Consider the following 18,591-nt stretch of genomic DNA (forward strand, 5'->3'; position numbering starts at 1 on the left):
CGCTACCGGGAGGCGACGCGAGCCTTTGTCGATGAAATGTCCATGATTGGATCCGGCTGCCGGCAACCCGCCGTGTGCGGCAAGATGGCGCGGTGGGGATCGCCGCGGAGTTGCGAATGGAACTCAAGCAGATTCCGGCCGGGTGGGGCGTCCACAAAGCCAACTGTGTTCAGTGGATCGGGCCCGAGCTGCAGCGAATTCTCCGCCTCGACGGCAGCTTGACCGACGCGGTGTGCCGCCAGCGCTTGATCGACCTGCTGATGAAAGAGACCGCTCGGCTCCCGGAACCACTGCGGCTGCTCTATCGGATCGCCAGCGGGATCAGCTCCGACGAGCGATTCCTCGCCGAGCGGCTGCTTCGAGCCGAGCCGTTGTTCCAACGCGAGTCCAAGACCCTGACCCGTCGGCTTCGCCGTGCCGAAGAGCTGATGGCGGCCGGTATCGCGGCCCGCTATCCGCGGCCGTCCGGGCCATACAGCGACCAGGGCTGGCATTGGGAGGAGTACCGCGCCGATCTAGACCTCGGGGCCCCGCACCCGACGGTGACCATGCGTCGGCACATTCGTGCGCTCGACGACGGTCAGGAGGTGATTCGGGAGGTCTTCGCCGTGCCACGCTCGGCGATCGGCCGGACTATCGGCATCACCGCACTGGAGGGATGCACCCTGACTGGTGTCACCCAGACCAGTCCGAGCACCTGGATAGCCACCTTTCAACTGGATCAGGCACTCCGAGTGGGTCACGTGACCCAGACGGTCGTCCGAGTCACTTTCGAATCCCTCGACTGCCTCCGGCCCTACCTGGTGATGGCTCCGCTGCGACCGTGTAGCCGCTACGAGGTGACCGTTCGAGTCGGACGACCCTCGGCTGCGGCACTGATCTGGACGATCGACGGCGCCACAACCACCAGCCTCGATGACCAGCATCCCGCCGCCGACGCCAGCCGGCCAGAGCCCGACTCAGTCCACTCAGCCACCTTCACCAACCTGATGAACGGCCTGGCCTACGGCCTGGGCTGGGTCTGGGCGGACCCCGCCAGCTGAGGATCGCTGCGGTCCCTCCGTTGGGCGGAGGAAATCCGTACCCCTGATGAGGGGGTGCCTGACGGGCAGGCCAAACCCCCTCTGAGAGGGGGTTTGGGAAATGGTGATCCACGGAATCATGACGCTGATCGCGCTGGCGATCGCGCTGCTGAGCATGTAGCAGCAGCAACGGGTGGGTCGGCAGACGCATGCCGACCCACCCGCCCGTCACAGCTTCCGCCGACCAGGTTCGCCTACAGTTCCTGGTTGCGCCGTCCCGCGCCAGATGATCGACTCGGAGCAACTCAGAAGTGACCTAGCGGGAGGGACATGCCCGAGGGTGACACCGTCTGGCGCACCGCCCAGCGCCTCAACCAGGCGTTCGCCGGCGAAACGCTGACCCGCAGCGAACTGCGCTGGCCCAGCCTCGCCACCCTGGACTTCACCGGAGCCACCACGCTCGAGGTGGTCAGCCGCGGCAAGCACCTGCTGCACCGGCTCAACTCCGGGCACACGATCCACTCGCACCTGCGGATGGAGGGCCAGTGGCTGATCGCGGACGCCGCCACCGCCCGCCCCAACGCCCAGACCAGGGCATTCCTCAGCACCACCCGGTGGGCCGGGCTGGGTCAACGCCTCGGGATGCTCGACGTCGTCGGCACCGATGAGGAGCACACGCTGGTCGGCCACCTCGGTCCGGACCTGCTCGGCCCCGACTGGAGTGCCGACCGCGCCGTCGCCAACCTGGCCGCCGCCGACACCACGATCGGCGCAGCGCTACTCGACCAGACCAACTTGGCCGGCATCGGCACCCTGTACGCGGCCGAAACCCTGTTCACCGAACGCCTCAACCCCTGGACGCCGACCGCCGAGGTGACCGACGCCCAACTCACCCACCTGGTCGAACGAGCGCACCGGCTGCTCGACAACGGCCGGCGACATGCCGTCCAGTCGACCACGGGCAGCCCCCGGCACGGCGAGAACACCTGGGCGCACGGCCGCTCCGGACGGCCCTGCCGGCGTTGCGGCGGCACCGTCCGGGTCGCGATGATCGGCCCGCCCACCCGGGAGCGGACGATGTTTTACTGCCCGTCCTGCCAGGGCGGCCTCGCCCCCACCGATGACGGACGTCCACAGCGCCCACTCGGTGCCGGCCGCAAAGCTCAGAGCTTGTCGCCGAAGCTGTAGGTGTTCCGCGGCGTCGCCATCATGTCGGCGACCGTGGCCCGCCAGGTCTGGTAGTGCGCGGTCTCCTTGTGGGCCAGCGTGTCGGCCTGGTCGACGTACTCCTCGTAGATGATGAACCGGGTCGGGTCGTCCACCTGCTGCATCAGTTCGAAGCGGGTGATGCCCGGCTCGGCCAGGCTGCCGGCCACGTTGGCCAGCGAGGCTGCCTTGAACGCCTCAATGCTGTCGTCCTTCACGTGCACGTTGCAGATCATGGTGATCGCCATCGTTGTCGAGCCTTTCGTCAGAGTCGGGTTGGTCACTTCTCCCCGATCCTTCCAGGAAGAATGGCGAATGTGACACCCGACGACCCGGTTGAGTCCTGGACACGTGCCCTGGCGCGCCGTCTCGGACGTCCGGGGAGCGGGCCGATCGAGGTGCGGGGCACCACCTCGGACACCGAGTTGCGGTTCCTCGACGACCTGGTGGTCAAGCTGCACGCGCCGCGCACCGATCCGGGGGCCCTGGCCCTTCGTCTCCAACTCGCCGCCGACACCGAGCAGTTCGTCCAACCGCTGACCACCAGCCCCCTCACCGCCCCCGACGGACGCCGAGCGAGCGTCTGGCCGCGCGTCGAGGTCGCCGATCCGGACGCCGACCGCCAGCCCTGGGCACAGTTCGGCGCTCTGCTTGCCGGCCTGCACCGGACACCCCCACCGCCGCAGCTGCCCGCCCACGGCTGGCCGCACCGCCTCACCAGGGCAACCCGGCGAGCGCCCGTCGAGCTGCGCGAGCTCGGCGTCCGGCTCAGCCGCGAAACCGATCAGCCGGAAGCCCGACGAGCCCTGCTGCACGGCGACTGGCACCTGGGCCAGCTTGGACGCGGCCCCGACGGTTGGCGGCTGCTCGACATCGACGACGTCGGCGTCGGCGACCCGGCCTGGGACCTGGCCCGGCCGGCCGGGTTCTGGGCCTGCGGTCTGCTCGACGACGACTCCTGGCACGCCTTCCTGGACGCCTACCGCGACGCCGGCGGCCCGGCCGTTCCGGCAGCCGGAGATCCGTGGCCGAGCCTCGATCTGCCGGCCCGCTGCGCGGTCTTCGTGGCCGCCGTCCGCGCCGTCCGCTCCGACGTTGACAGCCACAGCCGACGCACAGCGGAAACACTGCTTTCTGCTTGCCGACGCATGGCAGAGTGAAAGCATGTCCTCGCCGACCGACCCGATGCCCCGCTACGAGCCGTACGCTCCCGGTGGCAATGCTCCCGCCGGTTTCACCTGCCCCAAATGCGCGGGCAGCATGCGCACCGTTGACCGCAACGGCATCCACATCGAACAGTGCCTGAACTGCCGCGGTGTCTTCCTCGACTTCGGCGAGCTGGAGAACATCACCCAGCTGGAGGCCCGTTTCGTGGCCGCGCCGCCGCCGAACCCCGGCTACGGCTACGGGCCCGAGTGGGGCCATCGCGGCGGCAAGCGGTACCGCCGCCAGGGCCTGGGCGGCCTGTTCTTCTCCAGCTGACAAGCAGACCGGCTCTTCCCCGAAAGAGCACGTATCAGCGCGCGCAGACCGCGCACCTGTGGGGTGTCAATGCACACCACAGGGGGTCCCATGTCTCGCTCGCACCGGCTGGTTGCCGCCGTCCTCGGTCTCGGCCTCGGACTCTCCACCACCTGCCTGGCCCCGCCACGGGCCCAGGCCGCAGCCAACTGCGCAGCCGGTGAGGGTGTCGCCGGCGATCTGAACGGCGACGGCTTGGCGGACGTCGTGGTAGGCGTCCCGGCCTACGACGACGAGCGCGGCGCCGTCGACATCCTGTTCAGCGACGGCGAGCGCCGCCTGTTGAAGGCGTCCGATCTGGGCCTGCCCTCCAGCAAGGGTGACCGGTTCGGCCAATCGGTGGCCCTCGGCGACCTGAACGACGACGGCTGCGCCGACCTGGCCATCGGGGCGCCCGGCCGCTCGTCCAGCAAGGGCGCTGCCCATCTGGTCAAGGGCAGCGCCAGCAACGCCCTGACGCTGATGAACAGCTTCACCAGCAGCGCGGCCCACGGCAGCTTCGGCGCCCAGGTGCTGCTGCTCACCCCGCAGAAGCAGACCGGATCCGGCCTGGTGAACGCCGGTCAGCAGCTGGTGGTGTCGGCACCGACCGCTGACGACGGCAAGAAGTGGGAGGCCGGACGCGTCGAGGTGCTGCCGCTGACCAAAGGCTTCGCGCTGACCGGTTCGCGCACGGTGATCACCCAGAACTCACCCGGCATCCCGGGCAGCTCCGAGAACGGCGACCGGTTCGGCACGGCATTGGCCGGCCAGGGCCGGACGATCGTGATCGGCACCCCGAACGAGGCCGTCGGCAAGCGGACCGACGCCGGTTCGGTGACCCTGCTGTCGGCGACCGCCGCCAAGCCGACGACGTTCCGGGGCGTCGCCGTCACACAGAACTCCAAGGGTGTGCCCGGCACCGCTGAGAACGACGATCTGTTCGGCGCCGCGGTGGCCTTCCGGGACAACTACGTGCTCGTCGGCGCCCCCGGCGAGAAGATCGGGTCCGCCTACTTCGCCGGCCAGGTGCATGTGCTGAACTTCAATCCGAGCACCCGGAAGTTCCGCTCGCTGCGCGCCGTCCATCAGAACACCGCCGGCATTCCCGGCAGCAACCACACCGGCGACTGGTTCGGCTCGTCGGTCGCGCTCGGCGTCAACACCCTCGACCAGCTCACCGCGATCGTGGGCATCCCCGGCAAGTCGGTGGACAAGCAGTTCAACGCCGGCGCCGTGCTGATGTTCCGGGCCAACCGCAGCGGCGGTGCGGTCAAGGTGTTCCGTCAGGGCAAGGACGGCATCGCCGGCAAGCCCGAGCTCAGGGACGGCTTCGGCTCGGCCGTCGGCGTGCTCAACGGCAACCTCAACGACGGCGAAGCGATGCGCGACGGGGTGGTGATCGGCGCCCCCGAGGAAGACATCGGCAACACCGTGGATGCCGGCTCGGTGACCTACTCGCGCAATCTGACCAGCTGGTGGTCGCTGGTGCTCGAGGACACCGGTTCCGCCACGCCGCCGGCCGACACCCTGTTCGGCGAGGCCGTGGCAACCGCCGCCGCGGCCTGACCAAAAGCCCGGGCCGGATCCGCTCACCTGTCCCTTGAGCGGATTCGGCCCGTCCCTCGTGTTAGCGTCCCTCCATGGCAAGACGGGGTGCGGCGTTGGCGGTGATGCTGGCGGCCCTGCTCGCCGGTTGCGGCGGGCCGGGTTCCGATCCGGAACCGACGAGTTCGACGGGCAGCCCGCCGCCGACCGTGCAAGCGCCCCCGGTGAAGGGCACCGTCCGCACCAACAAGACCACGCCGCTGTCGCTGCGCGCCGAACCCACCACGCAGAGCAAGCGACTGGCCCGGATCAAGCACAAGACCGTGATCACGCTGCGCTGCAAGACGGTCGGCGCCACGGTCAGCAACGGCTCCCGCGCCTCCAACGTGTGGAACAAGGTCACCTGGAAGAAGAAGACCGGCTACGTCTCCACCGTCTTCGTCGACGGCGGCGATTCGGCGGCACTCTCGGTCTGCCAGGAGGCGGCACCCACGCCGTCCACGACGCCCCCGAAACCGGCCGATGTCGAGCAGATCATCGTCACCAAGGCCCGTAGTCAGGCCGGTGTCGGCGAACGCAAGGGGAACCAGAAGGACTGCACTCCCTACGGCGGCTGCATGCCGTGGGACGCTCTGTTCGCCACCTGGGTGTGGAACAAGTCGGGCGATGTCGTGCCGAAGTTCTCGTTCAGCGGCGACCTGTACACCTGGGGCCAGAAGCACAACCGCTCCCATCCGGGTGTGGACGGGGTCGGCGTCGGTGATCTGGTGCTGTCCGGCACCGGTCCGCAGAGCCCCAAGACCTCGACCCGGGTCGACATCGTGACCGAGGTGCTGGCCGATGGGACGCTGCGGGTGATCGGCGGGAACGTCAAGAACAAGGTCACCGAGCGGGTCATTCAGACCAAGGGCATCTACGGCTGGGTCGACGCCTAACCCTCGACACCGAGCCTCGCCTGTTCGCAGCGCCCCGCACTACACTCCCCCTGCGGCCGGCCCCTCGCCCGGTCGCCGGACGGGAGGACCGATGCGGTTCGACTTCGTGCCCTCGGGCGAGTCCACGATCGGGGTCGAGTGGGAACTCGCCCTGGTGGACGCCGCCACGCTCAGCCTGGTGCCGCGCGCCCAGCAGGTGCTGGACGCCGTCGACGACCCAAAGACCGGCCCGATCCGCCGCGAGTATCTGACCGACATGATCGAACTGGTCACCGGCGTCCATCACCGGGTCGACGAGGCGATGGGCGACCTGACCGAGAGCATGGAACGGGTGCAGCAGATCCTCGGCCCCGACACCCGGCTGCTCGGCGCCGGCGCTCACCCGATCGACAGGGCCGCCGATTCCGAGCCGTTCGACTTCTGGCGCTACAACGTCGTGAAGGAGCGCAACGCCTACTGGGGCCGGCAGATGGCGATCTTCGGCACCCACATCCACGTCGGCATCGACCATCGTGACAAGGCGTTGCCGATCACCTACGGGCTGGCCCGGTTCTCGCCGTACTTCATCGCGCTGTCGGCGTCCTCACCGTTCTGGGAGGGCGAGGACAGCGGCTACGCCTCGCAGCGCACGATGATCTTCCAGCAACTGCCGACCAACGGCCTGCCCTACCCGATGGACAGCTGGGACGAGTTCGAGCACTACGCGACCGAACTGGAGGACGCCGGGATGATCTCGGCGCCCAACGAGATCCGCTGGGACGTCCGGCCCTCCACCTTCGGCACCGTCGAGAACCGGGTGCTGGACTCGGTGCCCACCTTCGCCGAACTGGGTGCGCTGACCGCCTTCACCCAATGCCTGGTCGAGTACATGTCGCGCGAGCTGGACGACGGCCGGGCGATCGCCCGGCTACCGGTGTGGTTCATGAAGGAGAACAAGTGGCGGGCGGCGCGCTACGGCCTGGACACCGACGTGATCACCCCCCGGGTGAAGGACAAGCTGCGGTCGATCCGTGAGGGCATCGAGGACTGGCTGAACCGGCTGGAGCCGATCGCCGCCGAACTCGGCTGCCCCGACGAGTTGCGCTTCGTCGCCGAACTGATGGCCACCGGACCCAGCTACCTGCGGCAGCGCGCGGCCGGTGACCCGGCGGCGGCGCTGCGGCAACTGGTGGACGAAACCGGTGCCGCCACACCCGCACGGCTACCCTTCTCGGCGTGAAACCGTTCGTACTGCTGGCCACCCGCGACCACGACAAGGCGGCCGGCGACGAATACGAGTCGGTCCGCCAGCACGCCGGCCTCGCGCCGGAGGAACTGATCCAGATCCGGGTCGAGTCGGGTCCGCTGCCGAAGCTGCGGCTCGACGACTACTCCGGGGTGTTCCTGGGCGGCGGGCCGTTCAACGTCTCCGACGCCGAGAAGTCCGACCTGCAGTTGCGGGTCGAGGCCGACCTGCGCACCGTGCTCGACCAGATCGTCGACGCCGACTTCCCGTTCCTGGGCATGTGTTACGGCATCGGGACGGTCACCGTCCACCTCGGCGGCACGGTCGACCGGACCTACGGCGAGGGCCTCGGCGCGATCGAGGTGACGCTGACCCCGCAGGCCGCCGACGACCCGCTGCTGGCCGGCATCCCGGCGACCTTCCAGGCGTTCGTCGGCCACAAGGAGGCCTGCAACGGGGCGCCCCCCGGGGTCACCCTGCTGGCCACCGGCACCGCCTGCCCGGTGCAGATGTACCGGCACGGCAGCAACGTCTACGTCACCCAGTTCCACCCCGAGCTGGACGTCGCGTCGCTGGAGCAGCGGATGGCGATCTACCGCAACGCCGGCTACTTCCACCCCGACGACTTCGAGATCCTGATCGAGATGGCCCGCAAATCCGGGGTGGACGAACATCCGCACCGGTTGCTGCGCAACTTCGTCACCCGCTACGCGCGGGACTGAGCTAGTCGACCACCAGGTCGGCGTACTCCGGATGCCGCTTGACGAAGATCGCCACGAACGGACAGCTGGCCCGAATCTTCCACTGCCCTGCTGAGCGCACCTGATCGAGGGCGGCGCTGACCAGTGTGGTGCCGAGGCCTCGTCCGTTGAACCGCGGCTGCACCTCGGTGTGGTCGAAATCGGCGACCCCGTTCGAGAGGTGGTAGTGCGCGAATCCGGCCAGTTCGCCGTCCGCGCGGATCTCGAAACGGTGCTTGCGTTCGTTGTGCTCGACTGTCTCGCTCACCCACATCCCTCTCGCCCGATGGGGTGAAAACTACCGGCTGACGTCCGGAACTGTCAGGGGCACCGGGAACAATCGGGGCGAGATGGGGTTAGGTAGGAGCAAATGATCCGCTTCGACAACGTGAGCAAGTCGTATCCGGACGGCACCGAGGCCGTCCGCGACTTCAGCTTGCAGGCGCCCAGCGGCCAGACCACCGTTCTGGTCGGCTCGTCGGGCTGCGGCAAGACCACCCTGCTGCGCATGGTGAACCGGATGGTCGACCCGACCTCGGGCTCGGTGTGGATAGACGACGACAACGTTGCCGACATCGCGCCGGTGCCGCTGCGCCGCCGGATCGGCTACGTGATGCAGAACGCCGGCCTGCTGCCGCACCGCAAGGTGATCGACAACATCGCCACGGTGCCGCTGCTGAACGGAACCCCCAAGGCCGAGGCACACCGCCGGGCACACGAGCTGATGGAACTGGTCGGGCTCGAGACGTCGATGGCGAACCGCTACCCCGATCAGCTCTCCGGCGGCCAGCAGCAGCGGGTCGGGGTGGCCCGCGGGCTGGCCGCCGACCCGAACATCCTGTTGATGGACGAACCGTTCGGCGCCGTCGATCCCCTGGTCAGGGCCGATCTGCAGACCGAGTTGCTGCGCATTCAGCGGGAACTGCACAAAACCATCGTCTTCGTCACCCACGACATCGCCGAGGCGCTCGCCCTGGGCGACCAGATCGTGATCCTGGCCAAGGGCGCCCGGATCGCGCAGGCCGGCAGCCCGCAGCAGGTGGTGGCCGAGCCGGCCGACGATTTCGTCGCCGACTTCCTCGGCCTGGGCCGCGGCGGCCTCGATCTGCATCTGCGCGAGACCCCCGGCGGCACCCTGGTGGTCGACAGCCACGGACGCCCCGCCGGCCGGCTCGCCGACCCACCGCGAGCGGAGAGCTGAGATGGGCTGGGTGCTGGCGAACCTGGAGCTGATCGGCTCTCGGACCGTGTCCCATCTGCTGCTCGCCGTGCCCGCCATCGTGCTGTCCTTCGTGCTTGCCGTGCCGCTGGGTTGGTTCGCGGCCACCCACCACTGGTCGCGGGCCACCCTGCTGACCGCCGCCGGGCTGCTCTACGCCATTCCGTCGCTGCCGCTGTTCGTCGTGCTGCCCACGATCTTCGGGTTCGGCGTCCGTGATGCCGCGAACGTGATCGTGGCACTCACCCTGTACGGGTTGGCACTGATGGTGCGCTCGGCCGCGGACGCGCTGGCCTCGGTCGGCGCGCCGGTGCGGCTGTCGTCCACCGCGCTCGGCTACTCGGCGGTCGGCCGGTTCTGGCAGGTCGAGCTGCCACTGGCCGGGCCGGTGCTGCTGGCCGGGCTGCGGGTGGTGGCGGTGAGCACGATCAGCCTGGTCACCGTCAGTTCCTTGCTGGGCGTGGACAACCTGGGGCTGTTGTTCGTGGACGGCTTCCAGCGCGGCATCCTGGCCGAGGTGCTGACCGGCATCATCGCCACCGTCGTGCTCGCACTGGTGGTCGACGCCCTGCTGGTGCTGCTCGGCCGGGCGCTGATGCCCTGGACGCGGGCGGCACGCCGATGAACTACTTCACCGAGGCCGTCGCCTGGATTCTCGACCCGGCCAACGCCGAGGGCAGCGGCGGGGTGTGGGCACGCTCGGCCGAACACCTGGAGTACACCGTGCTGGCGGTGCTGCTGGCCAGCGTGATCGCGATCCCGCTCGGCTATCTGGTCGGGCACACCGGCCGCGGACGCGGACTGGTGGTGGCCTCCACCGGGGCCGCCCGGGCGTTGCCCACGCTGGGCGTGGTGACGTTAGTGGGCCTGATCCTCGGCATCGGCCTGGTGGCGCCCCTGGTGGCGCTGGTGCTGCTGGCGGTGCCGTCCGTGCTGGCCGGCGCCTACGCCGGCATCGAGGCGATCGACCCGCGCACCATCGACGCCGCCCGGGCGATGGGCATGTCGGACTGGCAGCTGCTCACCCGGGTGGAGATCCCGCTGGGCCTGCCGCTGCTGCTCGGTGGCGTCCGCTCGGCGACGCTGCAGGTGGTCGCCACGGCCACGCTGGCCGCCTACGTCGGCGCCGGCGGCCTGGGCAGGTTCCTGTTCCTCGGCCTGAAGACCCAGGACTATCCGCAGATGCTCGCCTCCGCCCTGCTGGTGGTGCTGATCGCCCTGATCCTGGAGGCACTGTTCGAGATCGCCGAGCGGGTCACCGCCCGCCGGCTGCACGTCGTCTGACCCGAAACCGAGACCCGACCGAAAGGAACCTCATGAAGATCCGCATCGCCGCCCTGGTGGCGGCCGGAGCGTTGGCGTTGACCGCCTGCTCGTCGTCGAATCCACTCGGCTCGGCCAGCCCCGCGCCGTCCGCCCCAGCCTCGGCCGGCGGCACCCTGATCGTGGGCTCGCAGCAGTACTACTCCAACGAGATCATCGCCGAGTTGTACGCCCAGGCACTCGAGGCCAAGGGCTTCACGATCACCCGGCAGTACCAGATCGGCCAGCGTGAGGTGTACCTGCCCGAGCTGCAGGCGGGCAAGATCGACGTCTTCCCCGAGTACTCCGGCAACCTGCTGCAGTACCTGGACAAGAAGGCCACCGCCAGCACCGGCGAGGAGGTGCTGGCCGCGCTGCCGGCGGCCCTGGGCCAGAGCCTGCGGCCGTTGACGGCGGCCGCCGCCACCGATCAGGACTCGTACAACGTCACCGCCGACTTCGCCAAAGCCAATTCGCTGACCAGCATCGCCGACCTGGCGAAGCTGAACCGCACCATCAAGGTGTGCGGCAACTCCGAGCTGGCCAAGCGTCCCTACGGCCCGACCGGGCTCAAGTCCGCCTACGGGGTCGACGCCGAAGTGGTGCCGGTGGAAGATTCCGGCGGCCCGCTCACCATCAAGGCGCTGAAGGACGGCAAGTGCGACACCGCCGACATCTACTCCGCCGATCCGTCGATCGCCAGCAACAACCTGACCACGCTGAGCGATCCGAAGAGCCTGGTGCTGCCGCAGAACGTGGTGCCGATCGTGTCCGCCAAGGTGAACGAGGCGGCTGCCGCGGCGATCGACGCGGTCGACGCCAAGCTGAGCACCGAGGAGCTGGTGCAGCTCAACGCGCTCAGCGTCACCAAGCAGCAGTCGTCCGCGGTGATCGCCAAGGATTGGCTGACCAGTAAGGGGCTGCTCGGCTGATTCAGTCGTTGGTCGAGCTTGTCGAGACCCGGTTGCCGAGGCCAGGTTTCGACAAGCTCAACCAGCATCAAGCGGCGTCGAGTTCGCAGAACGAGGCGTAGTGGTCGGCGGTGTAGAACCACACCGCCGGCTCGGCGCCCGCCCGTGCCTGGCCGCCGGTGATCAGCCGCCGCGGCCCGGGGAACCGGACGCCGGGCGCACGCACGGTGTATTCCCGGTAGTACCCGCGTGGTTCGGCGGGCAGCAGACCCTCCCGGTTGGCGAACGTGCCGCCGTCGTCGTCGGGTCGCAGGTAGGGGCCGTCGTTGCGCACCGCCGCGACGGCGGTGGTCACCTCCCTCGGCACGTTCTGGCACGCGGGCAGGCCCGAGGAGGCCGGTGTGCTGGTCCGTGGGCTCGGCGTCCGGGTCGCGCGGTTCGAGGCGGGCGACGCTGAGACCGGAACCGTCGCGCTCGGTGGCGGCGTCGTGGAGCGGTCTGAGCCGCCGTACCACCACTGCAGGCCGGCCAGCACCAGCACGACGAGCAGGCCGAGAACGACCAGCGGACGCCGAACGGCCGGACGGCGCCCCGGGGCGGGCCCGCTCACTGGTCGAAGATGCCGTCCAGCCGCGCCCGGCGTCCGGGCGACTGCTCGTCGATGCCCCGGCGCACCACCAACACGTCACAGGTGGCGTGCTCGACGACCTGGTCGGAGACCGAGCCCATCAGCAGCCCCTTGAAGCCACCGGCGCCGCGGGTGCCGACGACCAGGATCCGGGCACCCTGGGAGGCCTTCAGCAGTTCCCGTCCGGGTGGACCGTGCGGCGTCTCCAGGGTCACCTCGACCTCGGGGAACTCGGCGAGCAGCGCGGCGACGTCGCGTTCCAGCCGCTCGCGAACCGCGGCCTCGAAGTCGTCGGCGGGGGGCACGTAGCCCGGCGACCAGCTGGCCGGCCGCGGTGCGGTGCTGATCGACCAGGCCCGGACGATGTGTACCGGTGCCTGCAGTTGATGGCCCAACCACAACGCCCGATGCGTGGCGAGCTTGGCGAAATCCGAACCGTCGTTGCCGACGATGATGGGCAATGGCGCTTCCATGCATTGACTCTAGTGGCCAGCCCGGGCGGGGCGGGCTGGCTTCGGGCTTGATCGACGTGGTCAAGTGGAGGCATGAGCGATCGACCAATCACCCCGGCGATCCCCACCCCGGTCATCGAGGTGCAGGACTTCCGGATGGCTTTCGGCGATCAGGTCGTCATCGACGATCTGAGCTTCGACGTCCGCGCCGGCGAGACGTTCGGGCTGCTGGGTTCCAACGGCTCGGGCAAGACCACCACGATCCGCGCGTTGCTGGGCATCTACCAGCCGACGGCGGGCCGCCTGCTGGTCGAGGGCCGCCGCTTCGACCCGGCGCAGGGTTCCCGGCTCGGCTACCTGCCGGAGGAACGCGGCCTGTACCGCAAGGAGTCGGTGATCGACGTGATGGTCTACTTCGGACGGCTCAAGGGCCTCAGCCGCGATCAGGCCGACGCCTGGTCACGGACCTTCCTGGAACGGGTCGGCCTGCAGAACCACGCCAAGGTCAGGCTGGACAAGCTGTCCGGCGGCCAGCAGCAGAAGGTGCAACTGGGGGTCACGATCATGAACGCCCCGAGCATCCTGATCCTCGACGAGCCGACCAAGGGTTTCGACCCGGTCAATCGTCGGCTGCTGATGGATCTGGTCGACGAGCAGCGCGCCCAGGGCTCGACGGTGATCATGGTCACCCACCAGATGGACGAGGTGGAGCGCCTGTGCGACCGCATCCTGCTGCTCAAGGACGGCCGGGCCGAGGCCTACGGCACGGTCGCCGAGGTGCAGGACGCGTTCGGCGGCCGCCGGATGCGGCTCTCGTTCAGCGGCGTGCTGCCGGACTCGGCGAACTACCGGGTGGCGGTCAGGGAACGCAACTACGCCGAGCTGGAGCTGCCCGAGGGCACCGACACCAGCACGGTGCTGCGCGAACTGCTGGACGCCGGCGTCCAGCTGCGTGACTTCTCCACCGCGCGGGTGTCGCTGGAGGAGATCTTCCTGAAGGTGTACGGCGACGAGGAGGTAGCCGCATGAGCGACGGACGCGCCCCCGGACGGCACAACCTGGGCACGGTGATCTCGTTCGAGTTCCGCCGCACCGTCTCGAAGCCGCGGTTCTGGCTCATCTCGCTGTCGGTGCCGCTGCTCATCGCGGTCGTCGTCGGTTTGATCGCGCTCAGCGGCCAGACCACCGCGCAGCGCGTCGAGAGCCAGGACTCGGCGTCGGTCACCTTCACCTACACCGACGCCTCGGGGCTGATCGACCCGGCGGTGGCCAAGGCCGCCGGCGGCACTCCAGTCAGCGACGCGACCGCCGCCCGCGAAGCCGTGGCGGCCGGCACCTCGCAATGCCACATCGACTATCCGAAGGATCCGCTCAGCCAGCCGATCGACGTCCAGGGCCAGGATCTGGGGCTGTTCGACTCCAGCCGCTACAACGCCGTTGCCGCGGCGGTGTTCCAGGCGTCCATCGAGAAGAAGATCGGCGATCCGACGCTGGCCAAGCTGGCCGTCCATCCGCCCGAGGTGCAACTGGTCACCTATGCCGACGGAGCGCCGACCGCGGGCATCGCCGGGGTCATCGCACCCGGCATCTTCCTGGTGCTCTTCTACATGGCGGTGCTGATGCTGGGCAACCAGATGCTCAACGTCACTCTGGAAGAGAAGGAGAACCGGGTCACCGAAATGATCCTGACCACGATGAACCCGACCACGCTGATCGTCGGCAAGGTGCTGGCGCTGGTAGGCATCGGGATCGTCCAGGGCCTGGTGGTCGGCATTCCGGCGAGCATCGTCTTCGGCCTGTTCAGTAGCAGCCTCGGGTTGGCCGAACCGTCGGCGGGCGTGCCGATGCTGGGATCGTTCCCGATCAACGCCGGTTCGATGGCGATCGGCTTCCTGCTCTTCCTGTTCAGCTTCCTGATGTTCACCGGGCTGCTGGTCGCCATCGGTGCGGTGATGCCCAGCGCGAAGGAGGCCGGCAACACCTTCGGCATCGTGGTGATGTCGATGTTCATTCCGCTCTACGCGGCTTCGCTGCTGGTCTCGGACCCGCACGGGGTGGTGTCGCAGATCTTCACCTTCTTCCCGCTCACCGCTCCAGTATCGGCACTGCTGCGCAACGCCACCGGCGGCCTCTACTGGTGGGAGGCGCTGATCTCCCTGGTCATCCTGGCCGTCTGCGGCTGGCTGTTCCTGACCCTCGGTGTGCGGCTGTTCCGGACCGGGTCGATCAGCTACGGCAGCCGGGTGAAGATCGGCCGGGCTTTGGGGTGGAAGGCGGGACGGTAACCTTCTGACTACTTCCGCCTAGCGCGTGCGGACGTCCTCCGCTACCCTTACGCTCGGCGCTTTATCGCGTCCTAAAACGTTTCGACCGTAAGTATTGCGGTCGAAGAGGTAACCGAGCGGAGGATTTCGCATGACAGACCGTCGAGGACTGAGCTCCACGCAGCAGCAGGCAATCGAGCAGACCGAGACCTGGGGTGCGCACAACTACCTGCCGCTGCCGGTCGTCATCGAATCCGGCTCGGGCGCCTGGCTGACCGACATCGACGGCAACCGCTACCTCGACTTCCTCTCGGCCTACTCGGCGGTCAACTTCGGGCACTGCCATCCTGCTTTGACCAAGGTCGCCGCCGAGCAGCTGCAGAAGGTGACCATCACCTCCCGCGCGGTGTTCTCGGCCACCTACGGCCCGTTCATCCAGGCGCTGGCCGAACTGTGCGGCAAAGAGATGGTGCTGCCGATGAACACCGGCGTCGAGGCGGTCGAGTCGGCGATCAAGCTGGCCCGCAAGTGGGGCTACGAGACCAAGGGTGTCGAAGAGCGGCACGCCAACATCATCGTGATGGCCAACAACTTCCACGGCCGCACCACCACGGTGATCTCGTTCAGCAACGACGAGACCGCCCGGCGCAACTTCGGCCCGTTCACCCCCGGCTTCCGGACGGTGCCCTACGGCGACATCCAGGCCATCGCCGACGAGATCGACGCCAACACCGTCGGGGTGCTGGTCGAGCCGATCCAGGGTGAGGCCGGCGTCATCGTGCCGCCGAAGAGCTTCCTGCCGGCGCTGCGTGAGCTGTGCACCGAGCGGAACATCCTGTTCATCGCCGACGAGATCCAGTCCGGACTGGGTCGCACCGGCACCACCTTCGCCTGCGACCACAGCGGCGTCGTGCCCGACCTCTACATTCTCGGCAAGGCGCTCGGCGGCGGCATCATGCCGGTCTCGGCGGTCGTCGGCAACCGCGACGTGCTGGGCCTGCTGCACCCGGGTCAGCACGGCTCCACCTTCGGCGGCAACCCGCTGGCCGCGGCGGTCGGACTTGCCGCGATCGAGATCCTGCGCACCGGCGAACTGCAGCAGCGCTCCGCCGAGCTCGGTGCCCATATGCACTCCCGGCTGAAGGGCCTGATCGGCCACGGCGTGGACGCCGTCCGCGGCAAGGGCCTGTGGGCCGGCGTCGACATCGACCCGTACCTGGGCAGCGCCCGGTCGATCTGCTACCGGCTGCTGAACCGCGGCGTGATCGCCAAGGACACCCACACCAAGACCATCCGGCTGGCGCCGCCGCTGGTCATCGAGCGGGAAGAACTCGACCAGGCGATCGACGCGTTGATCGACGCCCTGGCCGAAGCCCGCGCCGAAAAGGGCTGAGCCCGAGAAGGCTGAGCCCGAGAGGGCTGGGCCGCGCAGCTACTGCAGGATCGCCATCAACCGGGTGACGTTCTCCTTGTAGCGCTGTATGCGCGGCCTGGCCGCCCACTCCTGCGCCGTCAACTCCCGGCAGGTCTGCCGATAGCCGTCCGCGATCTGCTGCAGGTCGGCGACGAACTCCGGCGCCGTTCCCAGCAGCGAGATCTCGTAGTCGAGGCCGAACGAGCGGTAGTCCATGTTCGACGAGCCGATCACCCCGGCCACGTCGTCGACGGTGAAGAACTTCGCGTGCAGCACGGTCGGCTTCGGATAGAGATAGATCCGGACGCCGGCCTCGAGCAGCGCCTCGTAGTACGACGCCTGGGCGTTGTGCACGACGAACTGATCCGCCTCCTCGGAGACGAACAACTCGACGTCGACCCCGCGGTAGGCGGCGGTCGTCACCGCCTCGAGCAGCGAGTCCTCGGGCACGAAGTACGGGCTGGTGATCGACAGGCTGTGCTGCGCCCGGTGGATCAGCGCGGTGAACAGCCGCAGGTTCGGCATCGTCCGGTAGCCCGGACCCGAGGGCACCAGCTGCATCGGCTGGCCACCCGGATCGGCCCCGGGCTGCTGGACGTGCTCGGCCAGCGAGTCACCGGTCTCGGTCAGCCAGTCCAGCGCGAAGACCGCCTCGATGGAGGCCACCACCGGTCCGGTCAGTTTGATGTTCAGGTCGAGCCAGTGCCGTCCGGTCTTGAGGTTGGCCGGCATCAGGTAGCTGGAGTCGATCATGTTCTGCGAACCCATGAACGCCACCTCGCTGTCGACCACCAGCAGCTTGCGGTGGTTGCGCAGGTCGGGCCGGCGCCAGCGTCCTTGCAGCGGCTTGATCGGCATCATCTGGCGCCACTCGATGCCGTGGGCGTCCAGCCACGCGTTCATCTGCTTGAACCCCGGGTACTTGCGCGACCCGATGTGGTCGTAGAGCACCCGCACCGTCACGCCGCGCCGGACGGCGTCCGCCATCGCGTCGAAGAAGTCCTCGGTGGCGTGGTCGCGGGCCATCGCGTACATCTCGACGTACACCCGGGCCCGGGCGTCCCGGACCGCTTCGGTCATCGCCGCCAGCGAGGCGGTGTAGTCCCCGTACAGCCCGTGACTGGTGCCGGCCAGCATCGGCAGCGAGGTGAGCTCGCGGTTGAGTCGCACCAGGCTGCTCAGCCCGTCCGGCAGCTCGGCACCCTTGGGCACATCGGGCAGAGATTCCGCGCGGCTGGTGATCATCTTGTCGCCGCGTTCCTGAACGAGTTGGCGCCGGCCGCGGACGAACGGGCTGCCGATCAGCAGGAAGATCACCATGCCCAGCAGCGGCGTGATCATGATCAGCAGCAGCCAGCCCAGCGACGACGACGGACGCCGATTGTGCGGAATGGTGGCCACCGCGACGACCCTGATCGCCAGATCGATGATGGTCATCGTGATGCCGAACCATCCGGTCCAATCCATCCTGCGCCCTCCAGACCGGAGGACTGGCCTCCCCCGTCGTTGGGAGGATAGTGGCCGCGCAGCCGAGCGTCAGGGACGCCGCCGGCGGACGAGCAGAATGCCGGAGGCAGCGGTCAGCACCACGGCCAGGATCGCCAGGCCCGGAAGCAGCCAGCTCGGCGCCTCGGCCGTCCGCGCCGGCGGGGGCGAAGGCGGCATTGTTTCGGAAGGGGTGACAGACGGTGGCGTGCCGCTCGGGCGACGCGCGGCGCCGAGCGCCTTCACGTCCAGCTTGATCGGGGCGGCACACAGACTGGTCTGCAGGGCGTCCACCGTGCCGGTGGCGAACACAGTGACCTTGCCGGCCAGCCGGATGCCGCAGCTGGGCTCGCCGGCGGCTGAGGAGACCACCACCTGTTCGGGTAGCTCGCCCTTGTAGACCCGGTCGACCCGGATCCGGTAGAAGACCGGGTCACCGACGGCGAGGCTGCTCGGCTCGGTCGTCGAGATCACCTCGCCGCCGAAGACCACGGACGCCGCGTCCACCGCCTCACCAGCGGTGAAGCCCTTGCACGAGCAGGCGCAGGCCACCGGGGCCGGGACCGCGGCCACCCCACCGACCGCGAGGACGGCCATGACCAGGAGACGCAGCAACGCTCGCATACCCGAACAACGCCGCAACCGGCCCCGGCGTTGCACCTGCTGCAGAAAGCCGAAGTGCCCGGCCCAATCCGGGCCCAACCCCACGAAAACAAAAGCCACCGGCAACTACGCCCCCC

At 68.8% G+C, this 18,591-nt stretch carries 21 protein-coding genes; 15 read left to right on the forward strand and 6 right to left on the reverse strand.

Annotated features, from left to right (window positions below; genetic code table 11):
• Window positions 1-116: 116 nt before the first annotated feature.
• Entirely contained in the window at window positions 117-1,043 is a 927-nt protein-coding gene (locus tag QM624_RS19035) for a hypothetical protein (protein WP_415094756.1), read from the forward strand.
• Between the two features lie 309 nt (window positions 1,044-1,352).
• Window positions 1,353-2,210 (forward strand): Fpg/Nei family DNA glycosylase, encoded by an 858-nt coding sequence (locus QM624_RS19040; RefSeq protein ID WP_415094758.1) that lies wholly within the window; start codon window positions 1,353-1,355, stop codon window positions 2,208-2,210.
• Here QM624_RS19040 and QM624_RS19045 read toward each other — a convergent pair.
• Entirely contained in the window at window positions 2,186-2,512 is a 327-nt protein-coding gene (locus tag QM624_RS19045; protein WP_415094760.1) for a putative quinol monooxygenase, read from the reverse strand. The two genes, QM624_RS19040 and QM624_RS19045, sit on opposite strands and share 25 nt — an antisense overlap.
• A 33-nt stretch (window positions 2,513-2,545) precedes the next feature.
• Here QM624_RS19045 and QM624_RS19050 point away from each other — a divergent pair, with 33 nt between their 5' ends.
• The 6 genes from QM624_RS19050 to QM624_RS19075 all read left to right on the forward strand — a co-directional run bounded on the left by QM624_RS19050 (window position 2,546) and on the right by QM624_RS19075 (window position 8,158).
• The gene (locus QM624_RS19050) at window positions 2,546-3,388 is read left to right on the forward strand and encodes a phosphotransferase family protein (protein ID WP_415094762.1); all 843 of its coding nucleotides are present in this window, start codon (window positions 2,546-2,548) and stop codon (window positions 3,386-3,388) included.
• Window positions 3,389-3,392: 4 nt separating this feature from the next.
• Window positions 3,393-3,710 carry a zf-TFIIB domain-containing protein gene (locus QM624_RS19055; RefSeq protein WP_415094764.1) on the forward strand — a complete coding sequence of 106 codons (318 nt, stop codon included), beginning with the start codon at window positions 3,393-3,395 and terminating at the stop codon, window positions 3,708-3,710.
• Window positions 3,711-3,800: 90 nt separating this feature from the next.
• A complete protein-coding gene (locus QM624_RS19060; RefSeq protein ID WP_415094766.1) occupies window positions 3,801-5,297 on the forward strand; it encodes an FG-GAP repeat domain-containing protein in 1,497 nt (498 codons plus the stop codon).
• Between the two features lie 74 nt (window positions 5,298-5,371).
• Window positions 5,372-6,211 (forward strand): hypothetical protein, encoded by an 840-nt coding sequence (locus QM624_RS19065; RefSeq protein ID WP_415094768.1) that lies wholly within the window; start codon window positions 5,372-5,374, stop codon window positions 6,209-6,211.
• 91 nt (window positions 6,212-6,302) lie between these two features.
• A complete protein-coding gene (locus QM624_RS19070; protein WP_415094770.1) occupies window positions 6,303-7,430 on the forward strand; it encodes a carboxylate-amine ligase in 1,128 nt (375 codons plus the stop codon).
• Window positions 7,427-8,158 (forward strand): glutamine amidotransferase, encoded by a 732-nt coding sequence (locus QM624_RS19075; RefSeq protein ID WP_415094772.1) that lies wholly within the window; start codon window positions 7,427-7,429, stop codon window positions 8,156-8,158. Before QM624_RS19070 ends, QM624_RS19075 begins: the two co-directional genes overlap by 4 nt.
• 1 nt (window position 8,159) lies before the next feature.
• Here QM624_RS19075 and QM624_RS19080 read toward each other — a convergent pair whose 3' ends face one another.
• Window positions 8,160-8,444: a GNAT family N-acetyltransferase gene (locus tag QM624_RS19080; RefSeq protein ID WP_415094774.1), complete on the reverse strand. Its 285-nt coding sequence runs from the start codon at window positions 8,442-8,444 to the stop codon at window positions 8,160-8,162.
• 102 nt (window positions 8,445-8,546) lie between these two features.
• Here QM624_RS19080 and QM624_RS19085 point away from each other — a divergent pair, with 102 nt between their 5' ends.
• The 4 genes from QM624_RS19085 to QM624_RS19100 are packed head-to-tail and all read left to right on the forward strand — an operon-like array spanning window position 8,547 to window position 11,629.
• Complete coding sequence (locus QM624_RS19085; protein WP_415094776.1) at window positions 8,547-9,377, forward strand: ABC transporter ATP-binding protein; 831 nt, start codon at window positions 8,547-8,549, stop codon at window positions 9,375-9,377.
• A 1-nt stretch (window position 9,378) separates the two neighbouring features.
• Window positions 9,379-10,020, forward strand: coding sequence for an ABC transporter permease (locus tag QM624_RS19090; protein ID WP_415094778.1), 642 nt, complete (start codon window positions 9,379-9,381; stop codon window positions 10,018-10,020).
• Window positions 10,017-10,679, forward strand: coding sequence for an ABC transporter permease (locus QM624_RS19095; RefSeq protein WP_415094780.1), 663 nt, complete (start codon window positions 10,017-10,019; stop codon window positions 10,677-10,679). Before QM624_RS19090 ends, QM624_RS19095 begins: the two co-directional genes overlap by 4 nt.
• Window positions 10,680-10,711: 32 nt before the next feature.
• Window positions 10,712-11,629, forward strand: coding sequence for an ABC transporter substrate-binding protein (locus tag QM624_RS19100; protein WP_415094782.1), 918 nt, complete (start codon window positions 10,712-10,714; stop codon window positions 11,627-11,629).
• A gap of 67 nt (window positions 11,630-11,696) precedes the next feature.
• Here QM624_RS19100 and QM624_RS19105 read toward each other — a convergent pair whose 3' ends face one another.
• Both QM624_RS19105 and QM624_RS19110 read right to left on the reverse strand, forming a co-directional pair.
• The gene (locus QM624_RS19105; protein ID WP_415094784.1) at window positions 11,697-12,218 is read right to left on the reverse strand and encodes a ribonuclease domain-containing protein; all 522 of its coding nucleotides are present in this window, start codon (window positions 12,216-12,218) and stop codon (window positions 11,697-11,699) included.
• Window positions 12,215-12,709, reverse strand: a complete 495-nt coding sequence (locus QM624_RS19110; protein ID WP_415094786.1) for a universal stress protein — start codon at window positions 12,707-12,709, stop codon at window positions 12,215-12,217. Before QM624_RS19110 ends, QM624_RS19105 begins: the two co-directional genes overlap by 4 nt.
• 72 nt (window positions 12,710-12,781) lie before the next feature.
• Between QM624_RS19110 and QM624_RS19115 the strand changes: the two genes are divergently transcribed.
• From QM624_RS19115 to rocD, 3 genes are all read left to right on the forward strand, one after another.
• Complete coding sequence (locus QM624_RS19115) at window positions 12,782-13,717, forward strand: ABC transporter ATP-binding protein (protein ID WP_415094788.1); 936 nt, start codon at window positions 12,782-12,784, stop codon at window positions 13,715-13,717.
• Entirely contained in the window at window positions 13,714-14,973 is a 1,260-nt protein-coding gene (locus tag QM624_RS19120) for an ABC transporter permease (protein ID WP_415094790.1), read from the forward strand. The genes QM624_RS19115 and QM624_RS19120 overlap by 4 nt, the downstream gene beginning before the upstream one ends.
• Before the next feature lie 130 nt (window positions 14,974-15,103).
• A complete protein-coding gene (gene rocD, locus QM624_RS19125; RefSeq protein ID WP_415094792.1) occupies window positions 15,104-16,345 on the forward strand; it encodes an ornithine--oxo-acid transaminase in 1,242 nt (413 codons plus the stop codon).
• Window positions 16,346-16,384: 39 nt separating this feature from the next.
• On the opposite strand, the gene QM624_RS19130 is transcribed toward rocD, so the two are convergent.
• Together QM624_RS19130 and QM624_RS19135 are read right to left on the reverse strand one after the other, a co-directional pair.
• The gene (locus QM624_RS19130; protein WP_415094794.1) at window positions 16,385-17,803 is read right to left on the reverse strand and encodes a phospholipase D-like domain-containing protein; all 1,419 of its coding nucleotides are present in this window, start codon (window positions 17,801-17,803) and stop codon (window positions 16,385-16,387) included.
• Window positions 17,804-17,902: 99 nt separating this feature from the next.
• Window positions 17,903-18,448: a hypothetical protein gene (locus QM624_RS19135; RefSeq protein ID WP_415094796.1), complete on the reverse strand. Its 546-nt coding sequence runs from the start codon at window positions 18,446-18,448 to the stop codon at window positions 17,903-17,905.
• Between the last annotated feature and the right edge of the window lie 143 nt (window positions 18,449-18,591).

Source organism: Micropruina sp. (assembly GCF_047606365.1).
Lineage (GTDB): Bacteria > Actinomycetota > Actinomycetes > Propionibacteriales > Propionibacteriaceae > Micropruina.

Excerpts from the sequence above, each read along its gene's own strand:
- rocD (WP_415094792.1), top strand. The coding sequence starts at position 15,104 with ATGACAGACCGTCGAGGACTGAGCTCCACGCAGCAGCAGGCAATCGAG.
- QM624_RS19090 (WP_415094778.1), top strand. The coding sequence starts at position 9,379 with ATGGGCTGGGTGCTGGCGAACCTGGAGCTGATCGGCTCTCGGACCGTG.
- QM624_RS19055 (WP_415094764.1), top strand. The coding sequence starts at position 3,393 with ATGTCCTCGCCGACCGACCCGATGCCCCGCTACGAGCCGTACGCTCCC.
- QM624_RS19085 (WP_415094776.1), top strand. The coding sequence starts at position 8,547 with ATGATCCGCTTCGACAACGTGAGCAAGTCGTATCCGGACGGCACCGAG.
- QM624_RS19120 (WP_415094790.1), top strand. The coding sequence starts at position 13,714 with ATGAGCGACGGACGCGCCCCCGGACGGCACAACCTGGGCACGGTGATC.
- QM624_RS19060 (WP_415094766.1), top strand. The coding sequence starts at position 3,801 with ATGTCTCGCTCGCACCGGCTGGTTGCCGCCGTCCTCGGTCTCGGCCTC.
- QM624_RS19100 (WP_415094782.1), top strand. The coding sequence starts at position 10,712 with ATGAAGATCCGCATCGCCGCCCTGGTGGCGGCCGGAGCGTTGGCGTTG.
- QM624_RS19040 (WP_415094758.1), top strand. The coding sequence starts at position 1,353 with ATGCCCGAGGGTGACACCGTCTGGCGCACCGCCCAGCGCCTCAACCAG.
- QM624_RS19065 (WP_415094768.1), top strand. The coding sequence starts at position 5,372 with ATGGCAAGACGGGGTGCGGCGTTGGCGGTGATGCTGGCGGCCCTGCTC.
- QM624_RS19070 (WP_415094770.1), top strand. The coding sequence starts at position 6,303 with ATGCGGTTCGACTTCGTGCCCTCGGGCGAGTCCACGATCGGGGTCGAG.
- QM624_RS19115 (WP_415094788.1), top strand. The coding sequence starts at position 12,782 with ATGAGCGATCGACCAATCACCCCGGCGATCCCCACCCCGGTCATCGAG.
- QM624_RS19095 (WP_415094780.1), top strand. The coding sequence starts at position 10,017 with ATGAACTACTTCACCGAGGCCGTCGCCTGGATTCTCGACCCGGCCAAC.
- QM624_RS19130 (WP_415094794.1), bottom strand. The coding sequence starts at position 17,803 with ATGACCATCATCGATCTGGCGATCAGGGTCGTCGCGGTGGCCACCATT.
- QM624_RS19110 (WP_415094786.1), bottom strand. The coding sequence starts at position 12,709 with ATGGAAGCGCCATTGCCCATCATCGTCGGCAACGACGGTTCGGATTTC.
- QM624_RS19035 (WP_415094756.1), top strand. The coding sequence starts at position 117 with ATGGAACTCAAGCAGATTCCGGCCGGGTGGGGCGTCCACAAAGCCAAC.
- QM624_RS19135 (WP_415094796.1), bottom strand. The coding sequence starts at position 18,448 with ATGGCCGTCCTCGCGGTCGGTGGGGTGGCCGCGGTCCCGGCCCCGGTG.